This is a genomic window from Romboutsia sp. 1001713B170207_170306_H8, assembly GCF_015550495.1.
In the GTDB taxonomy this organism is placed as follows: domain Bacteria; phylum Bacillota; class Clostridia; order Peptostreptococcales; family Peptostreptococcaceae; genus Romboutsia_E.
On record NZ_JADNAX010000001.1, the window covers coordinates 118671 to 136655 of the forward strand.

At 26.6% G+C, this 17985-nt stretch carries 15 protein-coding genes; 10 read left to right on the forward strand and 5 right to left on the reverse strand.

Features of this window, described 5'->3' with window-relative positions; all coding sequences use genetic code 11:
- The first annotated feature begins 1 nt into the window (after window position 1).
- The gene (gene yfmF / locus I2A66_RS00555) at window positions 2–1264 is read left to right on the forward strand and encodes an EF-P 5-aminopentanol modification-associated protein YfmF (RefSeq protein ID WP_122638409.1); all 1263 of its coding nucleotides are present in this window, start codon (window positions 2–4) and stop codon (window positions 1262–1264) included.
- 12 nt (window positions 1265–1276) lie between these two features.
- Complete coding sequence (yfmH, locus tag I2A66_RS00560; protein ID WP_147515608.1) at window positions 1277–2563, forward strand: EF-P 5-aminopentanol modification-associated protein YfmH; 1287 nt, start codon at window positions 1277–1279, stop codon at window positions 2561–2563.
- A gap of 35 nt (window positions 2564–2598) precedes the next feature.
- On the opposite strand, the gene I2A66_RS00565 is transcribed toward yfmH, so the two are convergent.
- From I2A66_RS00565 to I2A66_RS00585, 5 genes are all read right to left on the reverse strand, one after another.
- Entirely contained in the window at window positions 2599–3666 is a 1068-nt protein-coding gene (locus I2A66_RS00565; protein ID WP_195250779.1) for an ABC transporter permease, read from the reverse strand.
- On the reverse strand, window positions 3667–4755 hold the full coding sequence (locus tag I2A66_RS00570; protein WP_147515606.1) for an ABC transporter permease: 1089 nt from the start codon (window positions 4753–4755) through the stop codon (window positions 3667–3669). It abuts the gene before it with no gap.
- 9 nt (window positions 4756–4764) lie between these two features.
- On the reverse strand, window positions 4765–5700 hold the full coding sequence (locus tag I2A66_RS00575) for an ABC transporter ATP-binding protein (RefSeq protein ID WP_195250780.1): 936 nt from the start codon (window positions 5698–5700) through the stop codon (window positions 4765–4767).
- A gap of 83 nt (window positions 5701–5783) precedes the next feature.
- Window positions 5784–6425, reverse strand: coding sequence for a response regulator transcription factor (locus I2A66_RS00580; RefSeq protein ID WP_122638403.1), 642 nt, complete (start codon window positions 6423–6425; stop codon window positions 5784–5786).
- On the reverse strand, window positions 6418–7575 hold the full coding sequence (locus I2A66_RS00585) for a sensor histidine kinase (protein ID WP_147515604.1): 1158 nt from the start codon (window positions 7573–7575) through the stop codon (window positions 6418–6420). The genes I2A66_RS00580 and I2A66_RS00585 overlap by 8 nt, the downstream gene beginning before the upstream one ends.
- Window positions 7576–7775: 200 nt before the next feature.
- Here I2A66_RS00585 and I2A66_RS00590 point away from each other — a divergent pair, with 200 nt between their 5' ends.
- The 8 genes from I2A66_RS00590 (at window position 7776) to I2A66_RS00625 (ending at window position 17883) form a co-directional block, all read left to right on the forward strand.
- A complete protein-coding gene (locus I2A66_RS00590; protein WP_147515603.1) occupies window positions 7776–8555 on the forward strand; it encodes a tyrosine-protein phosphatase in 780 nt (259 codons plus the stop codon).
- A gap of 12 nt (window positions 8556–8567) precedes the next feature.
- Window positions 8568–9320 carry a prolipoprotein diacylglyceryl transferase gene (gene lgt, locus I2A66_RS00595; protein WP_122638401.1) on the forward strand — a complete coding sequence of 251 codons (753 nt, stop codon included), beginning with the start codon at window positions 8568–8570 and terminating at the stop codon, window positions 9318–9320.
- 21 nt (window positions 9321–9341) lie between these two features.
- Window positions 9342–10277, forward strand: a complete 936-nt coding sequence (rsmH, locus tag I2A66_RS00600) for a 16S rRNA (cytosine(1402)-N(4))-methyltransferase RsmH (protein WP_195250781.1) — start codon at window positions 9342–9344, stop codon at window positions 10275–10277.
- A 168-nt stretch (window positions 10278–10445) separates the two neighbouring features.
- Window positions 10446–12443, forward strand: a complete 1998-nt coding sequence (locus I2A66_RS17530) for a sigma-54 interaction domain-containing protein (RefSeq protein ID WP_122638399.1) — start codon at window positions 10446–10448, stop codon at window positions 12441–12443.
- 196 nt (window positions 12444–12639) lie between these two features.
- Entirely contained in the window at window positions 12640–14064 is a 1425-nt protein-coding gene (gene nhaC, locus I2A66_RS00610) for a Na+/H+ antiporter NhaC (RefSeq protein ID WP_122638398.1), read from the forward strand.
- Between the two features lie 5 nt (window positions 14065–14069).
- Complete coding sequence (gene iadA, locus I2A66_RS00615; protein WP_122638397.1) at window positions 14070–15224, forward strand: beta-aspartyl-peptidase; 1155 nt, start codon at window positions 14070–14072, stop codon at window positions 15222–15224.
- A gap of 289 nt (window positions 15225–15513) precedes the next feature.
- Window positions 15514–15891, forward strand: coding sequence for a hypothetical protein (locus I2A66_RS00620; protein WP_122638396.1), 378 nt, complete (start codon window positions 15514–15516; stop codon window positions 15889–15891).
- A 12-nt stretch (window positions 15892–15903) separates the two neighbouring features.
- Complete coding sequence (locus I2A66_RS00625) at window positions 15904–17883, forward strand: stage V sporulation protein D (RefSeq protein WP_122638395.1); 1980 nt, start codon at window positions 15904–15906, stop codon at window positions 17881–17883.
- Window positions 17884–17985: the final 102 nt, after the last annotated feature.

A 17985-nucleotide genomic window follows, 5' to 3' on the forward strand; every position in this document is an offset into this window, starting at 1 on the left:
AATGGACGGAATAAAAAATATATCTTTAGGAGAACAAATTAACTTAACGTTAATTCATTCTAAGAAATTTAAATCTAATCTTGTAAGTATATATATACAAAGATTACTAGATAAAGATGAAGCTACAAAAAATGCTTTAATACCAGAGATTGTAACTAGTGGTAGTATGAAATATCCTAGTGCAAGAGAAATATCAAATGAGTTAGATAACTTATATGGATCTTCAATGGGAGCAGATATTACTAAAAGAGGAGAGCGCCAAGTACTTAGTTTTAAAATAATAAGTACAAATGAAAAATATTTAGATGAAAATATATTTAAAGATGTAATTGAATTCTTTAATGATATAGTAAACAATCCATTAGTAATAGATGGTGGATTTAAAGAAGAGTTTTTAAATATAGAAAAGCAAAATTTAAAGGATAGAATACAAGCTAAAATTAATGATAAAGGAAGATATGCACTTGAAAGAGCCTTTGAAGAAATGTGCCAAGGTGAAAGATACAGCATAAGTGAATATGGATATGAAGAAGATATAGACAAAATAACTCCTAAAGAGTTATATGAACACTATAAAGAAATCTTAAGAACATCACCAATAGATATAGTAGTTGAAGGTGATTTTGATGAAGATGAAGTTATAAAAGTAATAACTGATAACTTTAAATTTGAAAGAGGAAATATAATAGATATACCTAGAGATGAATTTATAAAAGAAATAAAAGAAGTTAAAACTGTAAATGAAAAAATGGAAATAACTCAAGGAAAACTTATAATGGGTTATAGAAGTAATATAGATTACTTAGAAGAAGAAAAATACTTTGCCTTAGTAGTAGGGTCAAATATATTAGGTGGAGGACCAGACTCTAAATTATTCTTAAATGTAAGAGAAAAAGAAAGTCTATGTTACTATGTATATTCTTCAATAGAAAAATATAAAGGAATATTATTTATATCAGCAGGAATAGAAGCCAATAATTATGAAAAAACAATAAATTTAATAAATGAGCAATTAGGTAAATTGAAAAATGGAGAAATATCTGATAAAGAGTTAAATAACAGTAAAAGTGCTTTAATAAGTTCTATGAGAACAATAGCAGATAATATAGGTGGAAGAAGTGATTTTTACTTTGCTCAAGCAATGGGAAAAACTAATTCTACTATAGAATCAATAATAGATAAATTAGATAAAATAAGTGTAGAAGATATAGTTGAAGTTGTAAAAGATATAAAATTAGATACTGTATATTTCTTAAGCAACTAAGGAGGCATAAATATGAAAGAAATTACTAATGAAGTTTTAAAAGAAAAGATATATTATGAAAAATTAGAAAATGGATTAGATGTTTACTTTATGCCTAAAGAGGGATTTACAAAAAAATATGCAGTTCTTGCAACTAATTATGGTTCAAATGAATTAGAATTTGTGCCAATAGGCGAGAATAAGCCAATAAGAGTAAACGAAGGAATTGCTCATTTTCTAGAACATAAGATGTTTGAACAACCAAATGGAAAAAATGCATTTGACGAATTTTCTAAGTATGGAGCAAGTGCAAATGCATTTACTAATTTTACAATGACGGCTTACTTATTTTCTTGTACTGAGTATTTTTATGAATGCTTAGCTCATTTGATAGATTACGTTCAGACTCCTTATTTTACAGATGAAAATGTAGAAAAGGAAAAGGGAATAATAGAACAAGAAATAAAAATGTACAATGATGATCCTGATTGGAATGTATATTTTAACGCTTTAAAAGCAATGTATGTAAACTATCCAGTAAGAGTTGATATAGCAGGTAGCGTTGATAGTATATATAAAATAACAAAAGAAGAATTATATAAGTGTTACAATACATTTTATAATCCAGGAAATATGACTTTATTTGTAGTTGGAGATTTGGATGTAAATAAAGTTATGGATACGGTAAAAAAATATAATCATAATGATGTAGAAAAATTAGAACATAAAATAGAAACATTTTATCCAGATGAACCTAATCATGTAAATGAAAAGGAAGTAATTGAAAAGTTTCCAATATCAATACCTATGTTTAATATAGCATTTAAAGATAATAATGTAGGTATGTCTGGTAAAGAGCTTATGAAAAAGGAAATAATTACAGAAATATTAATAGATATGATTTTTAAAAGAGGGACAGCTCTTTACGAAGACTTATACATGCAAGGATTAATAAATGAAAACTTTGGATCAGGATTTTCATCTCAAGTAAATTATGGGTTTACTATAATAGGTGGAGATTCTAAAAATCCCAAGGAAGTAAAAAGAATAATTCTTGAATATATAGAAAAATATAAAAAAGAAGGTTTAGATAAAGTCGCTTTTGAAAGAACTAAGAAAAAGAAAATTGGACATTTCTTAAAATATTTTGACTCTGTTAACTTTATTGCAAATAACTTTATAGCATATAACTTTAAGGGTATGAATGTACTAGATTATTTAGATGTTATAAAAGAAGTTAAGTTTGAAGAAATAGAAGAAAGACTTAAAGAGCATTTAAAAGAGGAGTATTGTGTAATATCTATAGTTGAGCCTAAATAATAAAAAAAGAATTCACTATTTAGTGAATTCTTTTTTTAATTTCTAGCAAAGTCTTTTAATTTAAAGCTACCACATGTCATAAAGACTAATCCCATTAACAATAAAGCAAATATAGATATATATATATTACCTCCATTAGCTACTTCAAATATCCAATAAAATGGAGATATCATAGATAATTTATTAAATAATTGACTATTAATATTTAATGAAGGTAGTAAATCACCTAAGCATAAAATGATACTAATTAAACAATAAAATGAAGTTGTAAGAAATACATAAGATTCTTTTTTAAATAACCTACATATGAAAATTACTAAACCAGTAGAAACAAATGAGTTAGCACAAATTAATAATATAGTAGGTATACTTATATTATCTCCATGAATTATATTTGCTAAGATTAAAGCTAAAGAAGAAAAGAATGCTTGAACTAAAAATAATGAGAAACATAAACTAAAAATAATATGGAAATCTTTATTTTTAGTAGATAACATTCTTCTTAATACATTTGATTTTCTAAGTGATAATAAATCCATACAAAATACACCACTACATAAGTATAAAAAATAAGAAATCATAAAAACAGATAATACGTCGCTTCCTAATAGAGAAGATTCTTTTTTTATTATATTAGAAGTTATTATACTTGTATTTATATTACCGTCTTCCTTATATTTTAACGATTTACTTATAAATTTATTTATATTTGATTCAGTTAATAAACTTCCTCCACCATTAGATGTTTTAAATGATGTAACTTTAGGACTAACTGAATTATCAATATCAACAGAAAAATTATTATTTAATACTATAACAGAAGAAATATCATTATTTTTTAGTAAATCTATAGCTTTTTCTTTATCCTTAATATCAAATAAAGTCATATTATCTCTTAGTTCATCTATAAGTTTGCTTTCATATTTTCCATCTTTGTTACATACCAAGGCAATTTGTTGCTCAAATAAAGATCCATTTGAGTTATTTACTGATGAGCTTACAAAAAATATCATAACTAATGGTACAAATATCATTGGTAATATTAAATGAGGTGATTTTAAATACCTCTTTATATTTGCTAAAGTTAAATTAATTATATTCATTTATATTTCCCTCCAATGATATTTTTCTTTTATTGCTGATAAAATAAATAATATTGATGATATTAATAGTATTAAAATACATGAAGTTGATATAGAGCTAAAATTATCGTATACACTATAATTAGTAAATAAATTATTTATAATATGTGTAGGTGATAGAGTATAAAATTTAGATAAATCCTCATAAAAAGGAACAAATGTACCACCTAAAATTAACTCAGCAAAGCTTAAAATACATGTAATGATAACACCATATTTTTTAGGAATAAATGAACTTATGAACTTTGATATTGAAGCTATAAATATGGATGTAATTAAACATATAATAATTAATAAAAATATATTTCCAGTAAATGCAGTTCCTAAAAATCTATTAATAAACACATATAAAATTAAAAAAATTAAAGAATATATAAATAAATTTACAAAGCTTAAAATTAACTTACTTACTCTAGATATAGGCATAGAGTATATTCGTTTATTTAATCCAGAGTATTCTCCTATATAAGAATTACTTACTTCACCCTCATAACCAGATGCAGTATTATTAAATATCATTGATATAATTAAAAAACCTAATAGTGATATAGCAAAATACTCAGATGAAGACTTAGATATATTTGAATCTACAAATTTACTTTCTATAAATGAAGTACCAACATCACTAAAATATAATTCTTCATGATAATTATCTATAATATTTTTAGCAATGCTTGAGAAGTTTGAGCTTTTTTTATGAAGTTCTTTTATATTTATGGAATTTTTATTATTATTTTCTAAACTAACTTCATATCCTTTAGGAATTGTTATTTCTAAATTAAGATCCTTATTTTTATCTTCTATACTAAATAATTCACTATAATTATTTTTAATATAACTAATAAGATGATTTGATGAAGTAGTATTATCATTATCTACAAAGTTTATATTTATAATTTGAGTAACATTAGGGCTTTCAAATGTTGACTTACTTATACTTCCTAAAAAGAAAACCATAAAAATTGGTAAAAGTATAAAGTTACATATATTCATAAATAAATTACTTTTAAGTGATTTAAAGAAAAACTTAATACTATAGTATAATCTCATAATATCCTCCTAATATCTTAGATTCTTTCCTGTAAGATTTAAAAACACATCTTCAAGACTAGAATTATTATAAGAAATATTAGAGAAACAAGCATGGTTACTTTCTAATATACTTAAAGCTTTTGATATAGAAAAATCTTTTTCTGTACTAAGTAAAAGTAAACCGTCTTCTTCTTTTACAGATATAACTCCCTTGAGATTTTTTAGTTCAAATATAATATTTCCATTTAAATTATTTACACATATGGATATATTAGTGTTACTTGAAACTAAGTTCCTTAAATAATCTTGAGTACCAAAAGCAATTTCTTTTCCTTCATCCATAATAAATATCTTAGAACAAAGACTTTCTACCTCTTCCATATAATGAGATGTATATATTATAGTTGTATTTCTTTCTTTTGATAGATTTTTTAAGACTGTAAAAATATGATTTCTTGATTGAGGGTCAACTCCAACTGTTGGTTCATCAAGTATTAATATTTTAGGATGATTAATTAAAGCCACTGCTATATTAAGTCTTCTTTTCATACCACCAGATAATTTACTTACTTTTTTCTTTTTAACATCTATAAGACCTGATATTTCTAAACACTCGCTTATTCTTTCTTTTAATAATTTACCTTTAAGTCCATATAATGAACCAAAATACTCTAAGTTATCATAAGGTGTTAAAGTTTCTATTATTGCAAGTTCTTGTGGAACTAATCCTATTAAAGATTTTACTTTTATGGAGTCTTTGTCCATAGTCATATTATTTATTTGAATAGTACCGCTATTAGGTGAAGTAAGTCCTGATACAATATTTATTAATGTTGACTTACCAGCACCATTTGGACCTATAAGTCCAAATATTTCACCTTCACTGATATTAAAGCTAATATTATCTAAAGCTATTTTATCGTTAAATCTTTTTGTTATATTTTCTATTTTTATAAAGCTCATAAAAACCTCCCGTAATTTTCTAATACTATAATAAAAAATTACGGGAGGTTTTTCTATAACTTAAAGTAACTAAAAATAGTGACTTAAGTCACTATTTTATTTTTAAAAGCAAATATAGCAATTTGAGTTCTATCTCTAAGGTTAAGTTTTGATAATATATTACTTATATTATTTTTTATAGTTCCTTCAGATAGAAATAATTCATTACTTATTTCTTTATTAGTAAGACCATTTGCTATAAGCTTTATTATATCAATTTCCTTAGATGATAAATTGTGTGTGTTTATAATTTCATTTGTATTATTAGTTTCATTATTAATGACCTTTGATGCAACACTTTTATCTAAAACTATATTTCCATAAAAGCTAGAGCGGATTCCTTCATATATAACATCATTAGAGCTATCTTTTAAAAGGTATCCAGATGCACCTAGGTTCATAGCATCTTTTATATATTTGTCGTCATTAAAAGTAGTAAGTATAAGTATTTTTATAGATTCATCATATTCTTTAATTAATCTAGTTCCTAAAACACCATCGCATATATTCATTCTTATATCCATAAGAACTAAATCTACACTATTATTTTTACAAAAATCTAAAGCTTCATATCCGTTTGCTACATCACCAATAACATTTATATCATCATAAGATTTTAGTATTATTTTAAGACCTGTTCTTATAAGTTTTTCATCATCGACAATTAAAACATTTATTTTACTCAATAAATTCACCTCTTGTATTTTTAGGAAAAGAAGCATGTATTAAAAAACCATCATTAGAAGAATTAAATCTAGCTAAGCCATTAAGTTCATTCATTCTTTCAGTAATACTTTTTAGTCCGTTTCCTTTGATTATATTTTTGCATGTAGTTCCATTATCTTTTATATTTATAACTAAATTATCATTATTAAAATTTAAAAATATTTGAATTTTAGTTGCATTAGAATGTTTTATACAGTTTGATAAAGCTTCTTGAATAACTCTATATAAAGAAGTTAATTGTATACTAGAAAGCTTCCATGTATTTTTAGATACAGTCATTTTAACATCTATATTAGTCATCTTTGAAAAATTATTTATTAATTCTTTTATTTTAAAAAGATTTTCATATTTTTCATATTCTTTAGGTTTTAAAGTATTTATAGCATTTCGTACTTCTTTTAAACTCATTTTTACAAACTCTCTAAGCTCACATACTAATTCTTTTAAATCTTTATCATAAGAAACTAACTTTTCTATTGCACTAAGTTGAATTATTGTTGTAGAAAGAGCATGTCCTACGCTATCATGAATTTCTCTTGATATTCTATTTCTTTCTTTAAGTATAGTAAGTTCTTCTAATGAATCTATATAAATTTCTAAATCAGAATTTGCTTTTTTTAACTTATCTTCAGATATCCTAAGTTGATTATATATTTTTTGAGAGTTTAATTTAGATAAACTTTCATTATGTATATAGATACAAAGTATAGATATAACTAATAAGAAAAATGAATATTCAAATGCACTTAATAATGAATAATCAATATTTATTATTAATGAAAAAATTATAGCTATTATTAAGTAAATATATTTGTTATAGATTTTTTTAGAATTTGTAATATCCAAAATCATTGGGATAAAGAAAAATACATTAATTTTATCAATATAATTAGAAAGTATATAAATTAAAATAAATTCTATTATAAGTGATATATGAATAAATATTTTTTTGTCGTACAAATTAAAATACCTAATTTGATTATTTATTATAAATATCAGTATTAAGAAAAATGAGTAACTTGATGATAAGTTTATATTAATAAAATAATCTATAAATATCATAAATAAAGATAAATATCTAGATATTGTAATTAATTTATAATTATTCATAAGACCTCCGCTTATTATATATTTTATTTTAGGATAATCTATTTTTATCAATTATTCAAATATGTGATATTAGTAAATTAGACATTTATAATAATATTATTATAAATTTAGTCAAAATACTTTTTTATAAATTTAAAACTGTTATAATATTAAAATAAACTTTTATAATTAAATCAGTATTATAGTAAGGGGAAAATATTATGATAGATATACATTGTCACATACTGCCAGGAGTTGATGATGGAGCAGTTGATTTAGAAGAAGCATTAGAAATGGCAAGAATAGCAGAAAAAGAAGGTATAAAAAAAATAATAAATACATCCCATTTTCATCCTGAATTTAAGTATATAATGGGAGAAGAACTTGTAGATATAGTAGATAGATTCAATATAACTTTAAAGGCAAATAAGATTAACTTAGAAGTATTGTTAGGAAATGAAATATATTATACAGATGAGATAATTGAAAATCTAGATACTTTAAGCTTTTATACATTAAATAAAAGTAAGTATGTACTAATAGAATTTTCACCTATGAATATTCCTAAAAATTTAGCCGATGTAGTTTATGAAGTTAAGTTAAAAGGATATACACCTGTATTAGCTCATGTTGAAAGATATAATAATATTATAGAAAATCCGAATATAATATATGATTGTATTAAAGAAGGAGCTATAATACAAGTAAATGCTTCTAGTATATTAGGAAAGCATGGCAAAGAAATAAAAAGAACAAGTGATATTTTATTAGATAATAATATGGTACATATAATAGCAAGTGACGCTCATGGAAGCGAAAGAAGAAGACCTCAATTAAAAGAAGCATATAACTTTGTAGAAAATAAATATTCAAAAGAAGTTGCAGATAATTTATTTAATAACAATCAGAGTTTAATTATAAAAAATGAGGATATAATTATACCTAAGGCAATCAGATATGAAGAAAAAAAGGGACTTTTTAGTAAATTATTTAAAAGATAAGGAGCAATAATAATGGATAGAGTAGCATTTACTATATTTGGTATAGATGTAATGTGGTATGGAGTGTTAATGGCTACAGGAATGATTTTAGGTACGCTTTTAGCATTAAGAGAAGCTAAAAGAGTAGGAATAAGTGAAGATGATGTTTTGAACCTAGCAATATGTGCAATACCATCAGGTGTAATAGGTGCAAGACTTTATTATGTTATTTTTAATTGGAGTTACTATTCTCAAAATCCATCTCAAATATTAAATTTTAGAGGTGGAGGAATGGCTATACATGGTGCCTTAATAGGAGGTATATTAGCTGGATTTATTTATACAAAAATAAAGAAAATTAATTTCTTCAAAATGGCAGATGTAGCATTAATAGGTATGCCTCTAGCACAAGCAATAGGAAGATGGGGAAATTATATAAATGGAGAAGCTCATGGAGGACCTACAAACTTACCATGGGGAATAATAGTTGACGGTGTTAAAGTTCATCCAACTTTCCTTTATGAATCTATATGGGATTTTGGTTTATTCATATTTCTATGGATGTTTAGAAAGAAAAAGAAATATGAAGGACAACTTGCCATTTACTACATAATATTTTACTCGCTAGGTCGATTCTTTATAGAAGGACTTAGAACTGATAGCTTAATGATAGGTCCACTTAGAATGGCTCAAGTTATAAGTTTAGTAGGAGTAATAGGTGGAATAATAGCGCATATTTATTTATCAAAGAAAAATAATAATACAAATGAAGAAGAATCAAAATAAGTAGTACTAAGGAGATATAATATGGAATTTCATCATGTGTCGGTACTTTTAAATGAGTGCATTGATAATTTAAATATAAAACCAGACGGTGTTTATGTTGACTGTACAATGGGTGGAGCTGGTCACTCAAAAGAAATAGTAAAAAGATTATCTGATAAAGGTCTTTTTATAGGATTTGACCAAGATAAAAATGCAATAGCAACAGCAAAAGAAAGATTAAGTGAATACTCAGATAGAGTAAGATTTGTTCATAGTAACTTTGAAAATATAAAAGAAGAGTTAGCTAAGATTGGTGTTCATAAAATAGATGGAGTTTTAGCAGACTTAGGAGTTTCATCTCATCAATTAGATGAAGCTGATAGAGGATTTTCTTATATGCAAGATGCACCTCTTGATATGAGAATGGACGTTAGATGTACTTTTTCAGCATATGATGTTGTAAATACTTATAGTGAAGAAGAACTTGCTAAAATAATAAAAGATTATGGTGAAGATAATTGGGCTAAAAGAATAGCTAAGTTCATAGTTGAAGGAAGAAGTGAAAAGCCAATTGAAACTACTGGAGAGTTAGTTGAAATAATTAAAAAGGCAATACCTAAAAAGGCAAGAATAGATGGACCGCATCCAGCAAAAAGAACTTTCCAAGCAATAAGAATAGAAGTTAACAACGAGCTTGGAGTAATAACTAAGATGATAAATGATGCAGTATCTATAATGAATGAAGGTGGAAGAGTGTGTATAATAACATTCCACTCATTAGAAGATAGAATAGTAAAAAATGCATTTAGAGATTTATCAGTGGACTGTATATGTCCACCAGAGCTTCCTATTTGTCAATGTGATAAAGAAGCTGAAGTAAAGGTTATAACAAGAAAGCCAATACTACCAAGCAAGGAAGAAGTAGAATTTAATCCAAGAAGTAGAAGTGCAAAGCTTAGAGTAGCACAGAAAATATAAGGTTTATTGTTAATAAAGCTTGTAATGTAAATATAATCTTACATTGCAAGCTTTATTTTAATAATAAATCTTTTTTATTATATTTACTTGTTAAAAATAGATTTTGATTTACCTTATAGTATTACTATATAATGTTATTTAAATTAAACATAATAAAGGGGGCAAAAAGTGAAAAATATTTTAATAATATCATTTGGAGAACATACAGGATTAAGTATAAAAAATCAATTAAAATATATCTTGAAAGATAAAGTTAATATAAATAATTTAATTTTAAATAGTAGTTGTGACTATAAATTAGATGGTGACTTAGTTATATTTTCTAGCCAAGAAGTTAAGGATATATGCCTTCCTAAAATAGATAAAAATTTAGATTATGTAATTTTAAAAAGGGTAATAAGGCATGAATGTATTGATGAGATTTTAAAAATAAGAAAATATGAAGATATACTTGTTGTAAATGATACTAAAGAAAGTTGTGACGAAGTTATTAATCAACTTAATAATCAAGGAATAGATCATGTAAATTATTATTCTTATTATCCGGGTATTATTAATTATAAAAACGCTAGTATAGCTATTACACCAGGAGAACCTCATTTGGTTCCTAATGGGATAAAAAGGGTTATAGATATAAAGCCTAGGAGGATGGATGTAATAAGTTTAATAGAAATACTAATGAAACTAAATTATATGAAAGAGTATGAAAGTTTAATTTCATCTTACTTTTATAAAGATATTATAGATATTTCTAAGAAATATATAAGTATGTATCAAGAAAGTAATAAAGTAAAAGAAGTTCTAACAAGTATAGTAGATAACCAAAGAAATGGCATTATCTATACGGACACTGAAGATAATGTAATAACATTAAATGAAGAAGCAGTTAAGTTATTAAATACGTCTAAAGAAAATATTATAGGTGAAAATATTTATAAGCATTTTAAAGATTTAAAAGAAGACATTATTAGTATTAGTGATAAAGAGGTTTTAATATCTAAAGAAAATATAAGAAATAATGATATTTATAGTGGCAATATGATTGTACTTAATGAGGTTAAGCATATACATAAAATTGATGATGAATTAAGACGAAAAGAAAAGTCTAAAGATAGTTATTCTAAGTATACTTTTGATGATATAGTAGGTAGTTGTAAATCTTTAATAAAAAATATAAACTTGGCTAAGAAAATTGCTAAAACAAATTCAACTGTTTTAATTCAAGGTGAAACTGGAACTGGAAAAGAAGTTTTAGCTCAAGCCATACATAATGAATCTGAAAGAAGAGATTATCCATTTGTAGCTATTAACTTTGCAGCAATACCAGAGAACTTAATAGAAAGTGAGCTTTTTGGATATGAAGAAGGCGCTTTTACAGGTGCAAAAAAGGGCGGTAAAGTCGGTTTATTTAAAAAGGCACACAAGGGAACCATATTTTTAGATGAAATAGGTGATGCATCCTTATATTTACAGTCTAGATTACTTAGAGTTCTTCAGGAAAGGGAGATAACTCCAGTAGGTAGTACAGAGGCAATTCCTATAGATATAAGAGTTATAGCAGCTACTAATAGAGAATTATTTGAAGAAGTTAAGTTAAAAAACTTTAGAGAAGATTTATATTATAGATTAAATGTAATGCCTGTATACTCTATACCACTTCGTAATAGAAAAGAGGATATAAAGTTATTACTAGAATATTACTTATTTAAATTTGTTAAAATAGATAATTTAGAGTTATTTTTTACAAATGATGCTATAAAATTACTTGAAGAATATCATTGGCCAGGTAATATAAGGGAATTAGTAAATATTGTAGAATACGTATGTACAATAAAAGATATTGATTCAAAAGTGGAGGTAAATGACTTTCCAAAGTATATAATTGAATCCGTTAAATATGAAAAAGAAGATAGTTTAAGTAATCAATCATTAATAAAAGAAGATTTAGATGAAAAAGAGTTATGGGTATTAAAAAAGATTTATAAATATGAAGGAATAGGTAGACGAACATTATCCATTGTATCTTATGAAGAAGGTTATGGTATTGGCGAAGGAAAAGTAAGAAGTATAATGAAAAAATTAAGAAATGATGGATATATAGATATTAATAAAGGATTAAAAGGGACGAAAATATCAGAGAAAGGGATAAAAAGGGTTAAATCTTAATTGATTAACCCTTTTCATTATTTTCTCCTAAAATTATAGCTTATATAATGAAGATGAATCTTGTATTATGCCTTAAATAAAAATAGACTCCAATGATTTATGTTTTAAGTTTTAAAAAATAAGCGATAAATATAAAAGTTGGCATAGAAATTGCTTAATAAATAATGTAGAAAAATAAATAAACGGAGGAATTTAAATGAATACATCAAAAAAGAAACCAACATTATTACAAGCATTAATACCTATAGTTTTTATGATTGTCGCTTTAGCCATAGGATATGGTTTTTTAAACATAAAAGCAGAGCCTATAATGATAGCTTCAGCTTTCATAGCAGGGATAATAGCTTTAAAACTAGGTTATACATGGGATGAGATGCAAAAATCTATAGTAGATAAGATAGCAAATGCACTTCCTGCAACATTAATTTTATGGAGTGTAGGGCTTTTAATAGGTTCACTTATGTTCTCAGGGGCTGTACCAATGATAATATATTATGGGGTTCAAATGATAAATCCTAAATTTATACTAGTAACTGCATTTTTATTATCGGCATTACTTGCAATAGTTACAGGAACATCATGGGGAGCTGCAGGAACGATTGGTGTAGCAATGATGGGTATAGCAGGAGGATTAGGAGTATCTCTTCCAGCAACAGCAGGGGCTGTAGTTTCAGGAGCATTTTTAGGAGATAAATTATCTCCACTTTCAGATACTACAAATCTGGCTCCTATGGCAGCGGGAAGTGATATATATGATCATATAAAGCACATGCTTTACACAACTGTGCCAGCAGCTATAGTATCAGCGGTAGTTTATTTAATAGTAGGATTTAACTCTTCAGGAGAGTTAGTAACTCCAGAATCAGTTAATTTAATTATGGAACAATTAGATTCTATGTTTAACTTTAATATAATCTTATTAATACCATTAGCGATTATAGTGTTAGGGTCTGTAAAAAGATGGCCAACTATACCAACTATGTTAGGTACAAGTTTATTTAGTGTATTTTTAGGTTCAGCTGTCCAAGGATTTAGTTTAGTTGATGGATTTACATCTTTAATATCAGGTTTTGATTTAACTATGACAGGTTTTCAAGGTGAGGCTACAGCTGAAGTAATAAAACTTATAAATAGAGGTGGAGTGGCGTCTGTTACAAGTACAACAGTACTTATATTCTGCGCTATGGGATTTGCAGGAATTGCAAGTTCTTCGGGAATGCTTGATGTAGTACTTGATTTATTAATGTCAAAAGTAAAATCTACAACTGGAATAATAATATCAACTATAGTATCTTGCTTTACTGTTGCATTTGTTACAGGAAGTTCATATTTATCAATACTTGTACCAGGTGAGTTATTTAAAGAGGTATATCCTAAGAGAAACTTACATCCTAAAAATCTATCAAGAACTTTAGAAGATTCTGGTACAGTTATAGTTCCATTAATACCATGGTCAGCAGCAGGAGCATATATGACAGCGACATTAGGTGTTCCTACTTTAGAATACCTACCATGGGCTATATTAAACTATACAGGAATAATATTTGCTATAATATTAGCTATTACTGGATTTGGAATAGCTAAATTAGACAATAAAGAAAATTTAACTAAGGGAGCGTAGTATATATGATACTTATAAAAAATGTAGAGGTATATTCTCCAGAATATAAGGGAGTAAAAGATGTTTTTATAAGTGGAGGAAAAATATCTTTAATTGAAAATGAAATAAATTTTAATAATGATAAAATAAAGATTATAGATGGTAGTAAAAAAAAGCTTACTCCAGGTTTTATTGATCAACATGTTCATATAACTGGAGGTGGAGGAGAAGGTAGTTTTAAAACTAGAGCTCCAGAGATAACCCTAAGTAAACTTACACAAGGTGGAATAACTACAGTAGTTGGACTTTTAGGGACTGATGGAACTACTAGAAGTGTAGAAAATTTAGTTTCTAAAGCAAAAGCATTGAAGGAAGAAGGAATAACAGTTTTTGCTCATACAGGTTCATATGAATATCCTACTATAACTATAACAGGATCTATAAAAAGAGATATAGTTTTTATAGATGAGATTATAGGAGTAAAGTTAGCTCTATCAGACCATAGAGCTCCTAATGTAAGTAATTTAGAGTTACAAAGAGTAGCATCAGATGCAAGAGTAGCAGGTATGATAAGTGGAAAAGCAGGAATAGTAGTTCTTCATATGGGAGATGGCAAAAAAGGTCTTTCTCAAGTAAATGAGATATTAAAAGAAACTGAAATTCCTATGAAAACAATAAGACCTACTCATGTAAATAGAAAAAAAGAACTTTTAATGGAGGCTTTTGATTATGCAAAAAGAGGAGGAATAATAGATTTAACTTGTGGGATGAAAGATGATTTAACTCCAGGTAAAAGTATAAAAAAAGCTATACATGAAAATGTACCTAAAGAAAACATAACTATAAGCTCTGATGGATATGGAAGTTGGTCAAAATATGATGAAGCTGGTAACTTAATTAAGATGGGGGTATCAAGTGTATCTAGCTTACATAATGAATTTAAATTTATGGTAAATGAATTGGATTTTAGTATAGAGGATGCATTGACTTATATAACATCTAATGTTGCAAAAGGTCTAGAAGTATACCCAAGAAAGGGATGTATAAATGAAGGTTCTGATGCAGATATTTTACTAATTGATGAAAATTTAGATATTGATACAGTAATAGCTAATGGTAAAATTATGATAGAAAATAAAAAAGTATTAGTAAGTGGTACATATGAAGATATAAATATTTAAAAATTAAACTGATTCCTTTTTAATATAGGAATCAGTTTTTTTATTTTAAAATAATAAGTTGTAAATCAATGATTTTAAGAAATATAACATAAATAGACATACTTATCCTTATGTACGATATATATAATTCATTTTTCATAATAAGGACTCTTTTTTTATTGTTTTATGTATAAATTTATATATAAGTAGTTAAAGGAAGTTTGTTATAGTAAGGAAAAATAATAATAGAGGGATTAAATATAAGTTATGCTTAGGTCTTATGGCTATTTTAACTATAGGAGTGGTTGGTATGAAAAAGTCTAAGGAAAAAGATAAGAAAAATAATAAAATTAAGGACATAAATGAATATAAGAAAAAGAAACAGAATAAACATAAAAATAGGAGTAGAAAAACTGCTTTTAAAAAATCACGTGTAATTCTTACGTTTGCTTTTGTGTCAAGTATAATGATAGTTAATCTATGCGGTTATGCTAAAATTTCAGAGCTAAGGTATGATATATATTATTTGGAAAAAGATTTAAGATCTAAAGAAATAATTATAGAACAGCTAAATTCAAATATATATAGTAATACTAGCATAGAGGAAATTGAGAATATGGCAAAAGAAAAATTAAATATGGACTATCCAAATGACAATCAGATTGAATATATAACTGTTGAGGATTAGGGGTGAAAGCTTATGAAGAGAATAAGAGGAAACAGTAAAAAGAGGTTAGTATTAGTTCTTATATTAGCATGTACTTTATTTTTTTGTTTAATATTAAGAACAGGTTATCTTCAATTAATTAAGGGGGAATGGTTAAGTTCTAAGGCATCAGAACAACAAACTAGAGAGATACCAGTAGAGGCTAAAAGAGGGACAATATATGATACAAATATGAAGGAGTTAGCTGTAAGTGTTACAAAGTACACTGTTTGGTGTAAGCCAGTGGAAGTTGAAGATAAAAAAGATGTTGCAAGTAAGTTGGCTGAAATACTAGATAAAAAAGAGGATGATGTTTATAAACTAGTTAACAAAAAAAATACTGCTCTTGTTAGAGTTCAACGATGGATAGATGATGAAACTGCAACTAAAATAAGAGAGTTAAGTTTATCTGGTATTTGGGTAGCAGAAGACAATCAAAGATATTATCCATATGGAAATTTTGCATCATATGTACTAGGTCATACTGCATCAGATTCAACTGGGATTACTGGTATAGAAATGCAATACAACAGCAAACTTGAAGGAAGTGATGGAAAATTAATTGTAAGCACAGATGCTTCTGGTAGAGAAATACCACAAGGTTCAGAAATTTACTATGAGCCAGAACAAGGGAATGGATTAGTATTAACTATCGATGAAGTAATACAACACTATGCTGAAAAAGCAGTAGAAAAAGCATACGAAACAACGGGAGCTAAAAGGGTAAGTGTAGTAGCTATGGATCCTAAAACAGGAGACATATTAGCTATGACATCAAAACCAGATTATGACCCTAATGACTCTAGAACAGCTATATATCCATATTACCAAGAATTATTAGATAGTTATAGTGATAAAGATATAATAAATGGATATTATGCAATGTGGAGAAACTCAGTAATAAATGATACATATGAGCCTGGGTCAACATTCAAACTTATAACATCATCAGCAGCATTAGAAGAAGGACTAGTAAAGGAAAGTGATAAGTTTGTATGTAATGGTACTGTAAATGTAGCAGGAACTACAATAAAATGTTGGAGACATTATAGACCTCATGGAGAGCAAACTTTCGCTCAAGGTGTTCAGAATTCATGTAACCCAGTTTTCGTTGAGTTAGGAAGTAGATTAGGAGTAAGCAAGTTTTATGATTACATAGAAGCCTTTGGATTTACTTCAAAAACAGGTATAGATTTACCTGGTGAAGCAAAAGGAATAGTTTATAATGAAAAAAATGTTGGACCAGTAGAACTAGCAACTATGTCATTTGGTCAATCAATATCAGTTACACCTCTACAATTAATAACTGCTGTATCATCTATAGCTAATGATGGTAAGCTTATGCAACCTAGACTTGTAAAAGCATACACTGACAACAAAGGAAATGTAGTAGAAGAAGTGAAATCTAAGGTAGTAAGAACTGTATTATCAGAAGAAACATCAAAAAAAATGATGGAAATAGCACAGTCAGTTGTAACAGATGGTGGAGGTAAAACAGCTTATATTCCAGGATACAGAATTGGTGGTAAAACAGGTACTGCACAAAAAGTTGTTGATGGAACTTATGCACAAGGAAAATATATATGCTCATTTATAGGGATTGCTCCTACTGATGATCCTCAAATTGTAGTATTAGCAATAGTGGATGAGCCTACTAAAGGAAGTTTATTTGGTAGTACAGCTGCAGGACCTATAATTAAAGAAATAATGAGTGAGGCATTACCTTATTTAGGAGTTGAACCACAATATACAGAGGAAGAGAAAGCCGATAATGAAAAAGTAAAAGTTGAAGTTCCAGATGTAAGAGATTTAAGTATAGAAGAAGCAACAAAAGCACTAGAGGATGCTAAATTAACTGTAAACTTAGATCCTGATGTAGAAATAAAAGATGGGTCTAAAGTAATTGATATGTTCCCAAAACCAGGTGTCAAAGTATCAGAAGGATCAAGTATATCTATATACTTTGATAATTAAATTTGTAAATAATTTGTAATTAAAGATAATTATAAATAACTTCAAAAAAACTACAATCTGTTATATAATTATAAAGTTAAAATTTATTTGGGGGCAATGTAT

Bases quoted from the DNA above. Each gene is read 5' to 3' on its own strand.
- yfmH (WP_147515608.1), top strand. From the start codon at position 1,277: ATGAAAGAAATTACTAATGAAGTTTTAAAAGAAAAGATATATTATGAA.
- I2A66_RS00575 (WP_195250780.1), bottom strand. From the start codon at position 5,700: ATGAGCTTTATAAAAATAGAAAATATAACAAAAAGATTTAACGATAAA.
- I2A66_RS00620 (WP_122638396.1), top strand. From the start codon at position 15,514: ATGAAAAAGTCTAAGGAAAAAGATAAGAAAAATAATAAAATTAAGGAC.
- I2A66_RS00570 (WP_147515606.1), bottom strand. From the start codon at position 4,755: ATGAGATTATACTATAGTATTAAGTTTTTCTTTAAATCACTTAAAAGT.
- I2A66_RS00585 (WP_147515604.1), bottom strand. From the start codon at position 7,575: ATGAATAATTATAAATTAATTACAATATCTAGATATTTATCTTTATTT.
- iadA (WP_122638397.1), top strand. From the start codon at position 14,070: ATGATACTTATAAAAAATGTAGAGGTATATTCTCCAGAATATAAGGGA.
- lgt (WP_122638401.1), top strand. From the start codon at position 8,568: ATGGATAGAGTAGCATTTACTATATTTGGTATAGATGTAATGTGGTAT.
- yfmF (WP_122638409.1), top strand. From the start codon at position 2: ATGGACGGAATAAAAAATATATCTTTAGGAGAACAAATTAACTTAACG.
- I2A66_RS00625 (WP_122638395.1), top strand. From the start codon at position 15,904: ATGAAGAGAATAAGAGGAAACAGTAAAAAGAGGTTAGTATTAGTTCTT.
- I2A66_RS00590 (WP_147515603.1), top strand. From the start codon at position 7,776: ATGATAGATATACATTGTCACATACTGCCAGGAGTTGATGATGGAGCA.
- nhaC (WP_122638398.1), top strand. From the start codon at position 12,640: ATGAATACATCAAAAAAGAAACCAACATTATTACAAGCATTAATACCT.
- rsmH (WP_195250781.1), top strand. From the start codon at position 9,342: ATGGAATTTCATCATGTGTCGGTACTTTTAAATGAGTGCATTGATAAT.
- I2A66_RS00565 (WP_195250779.1), bottom strand. From the start codon at position 3,666: ATGAATATAATTAATTTAACTTTAGCAAATATAAAGAGGTATTTAAAA.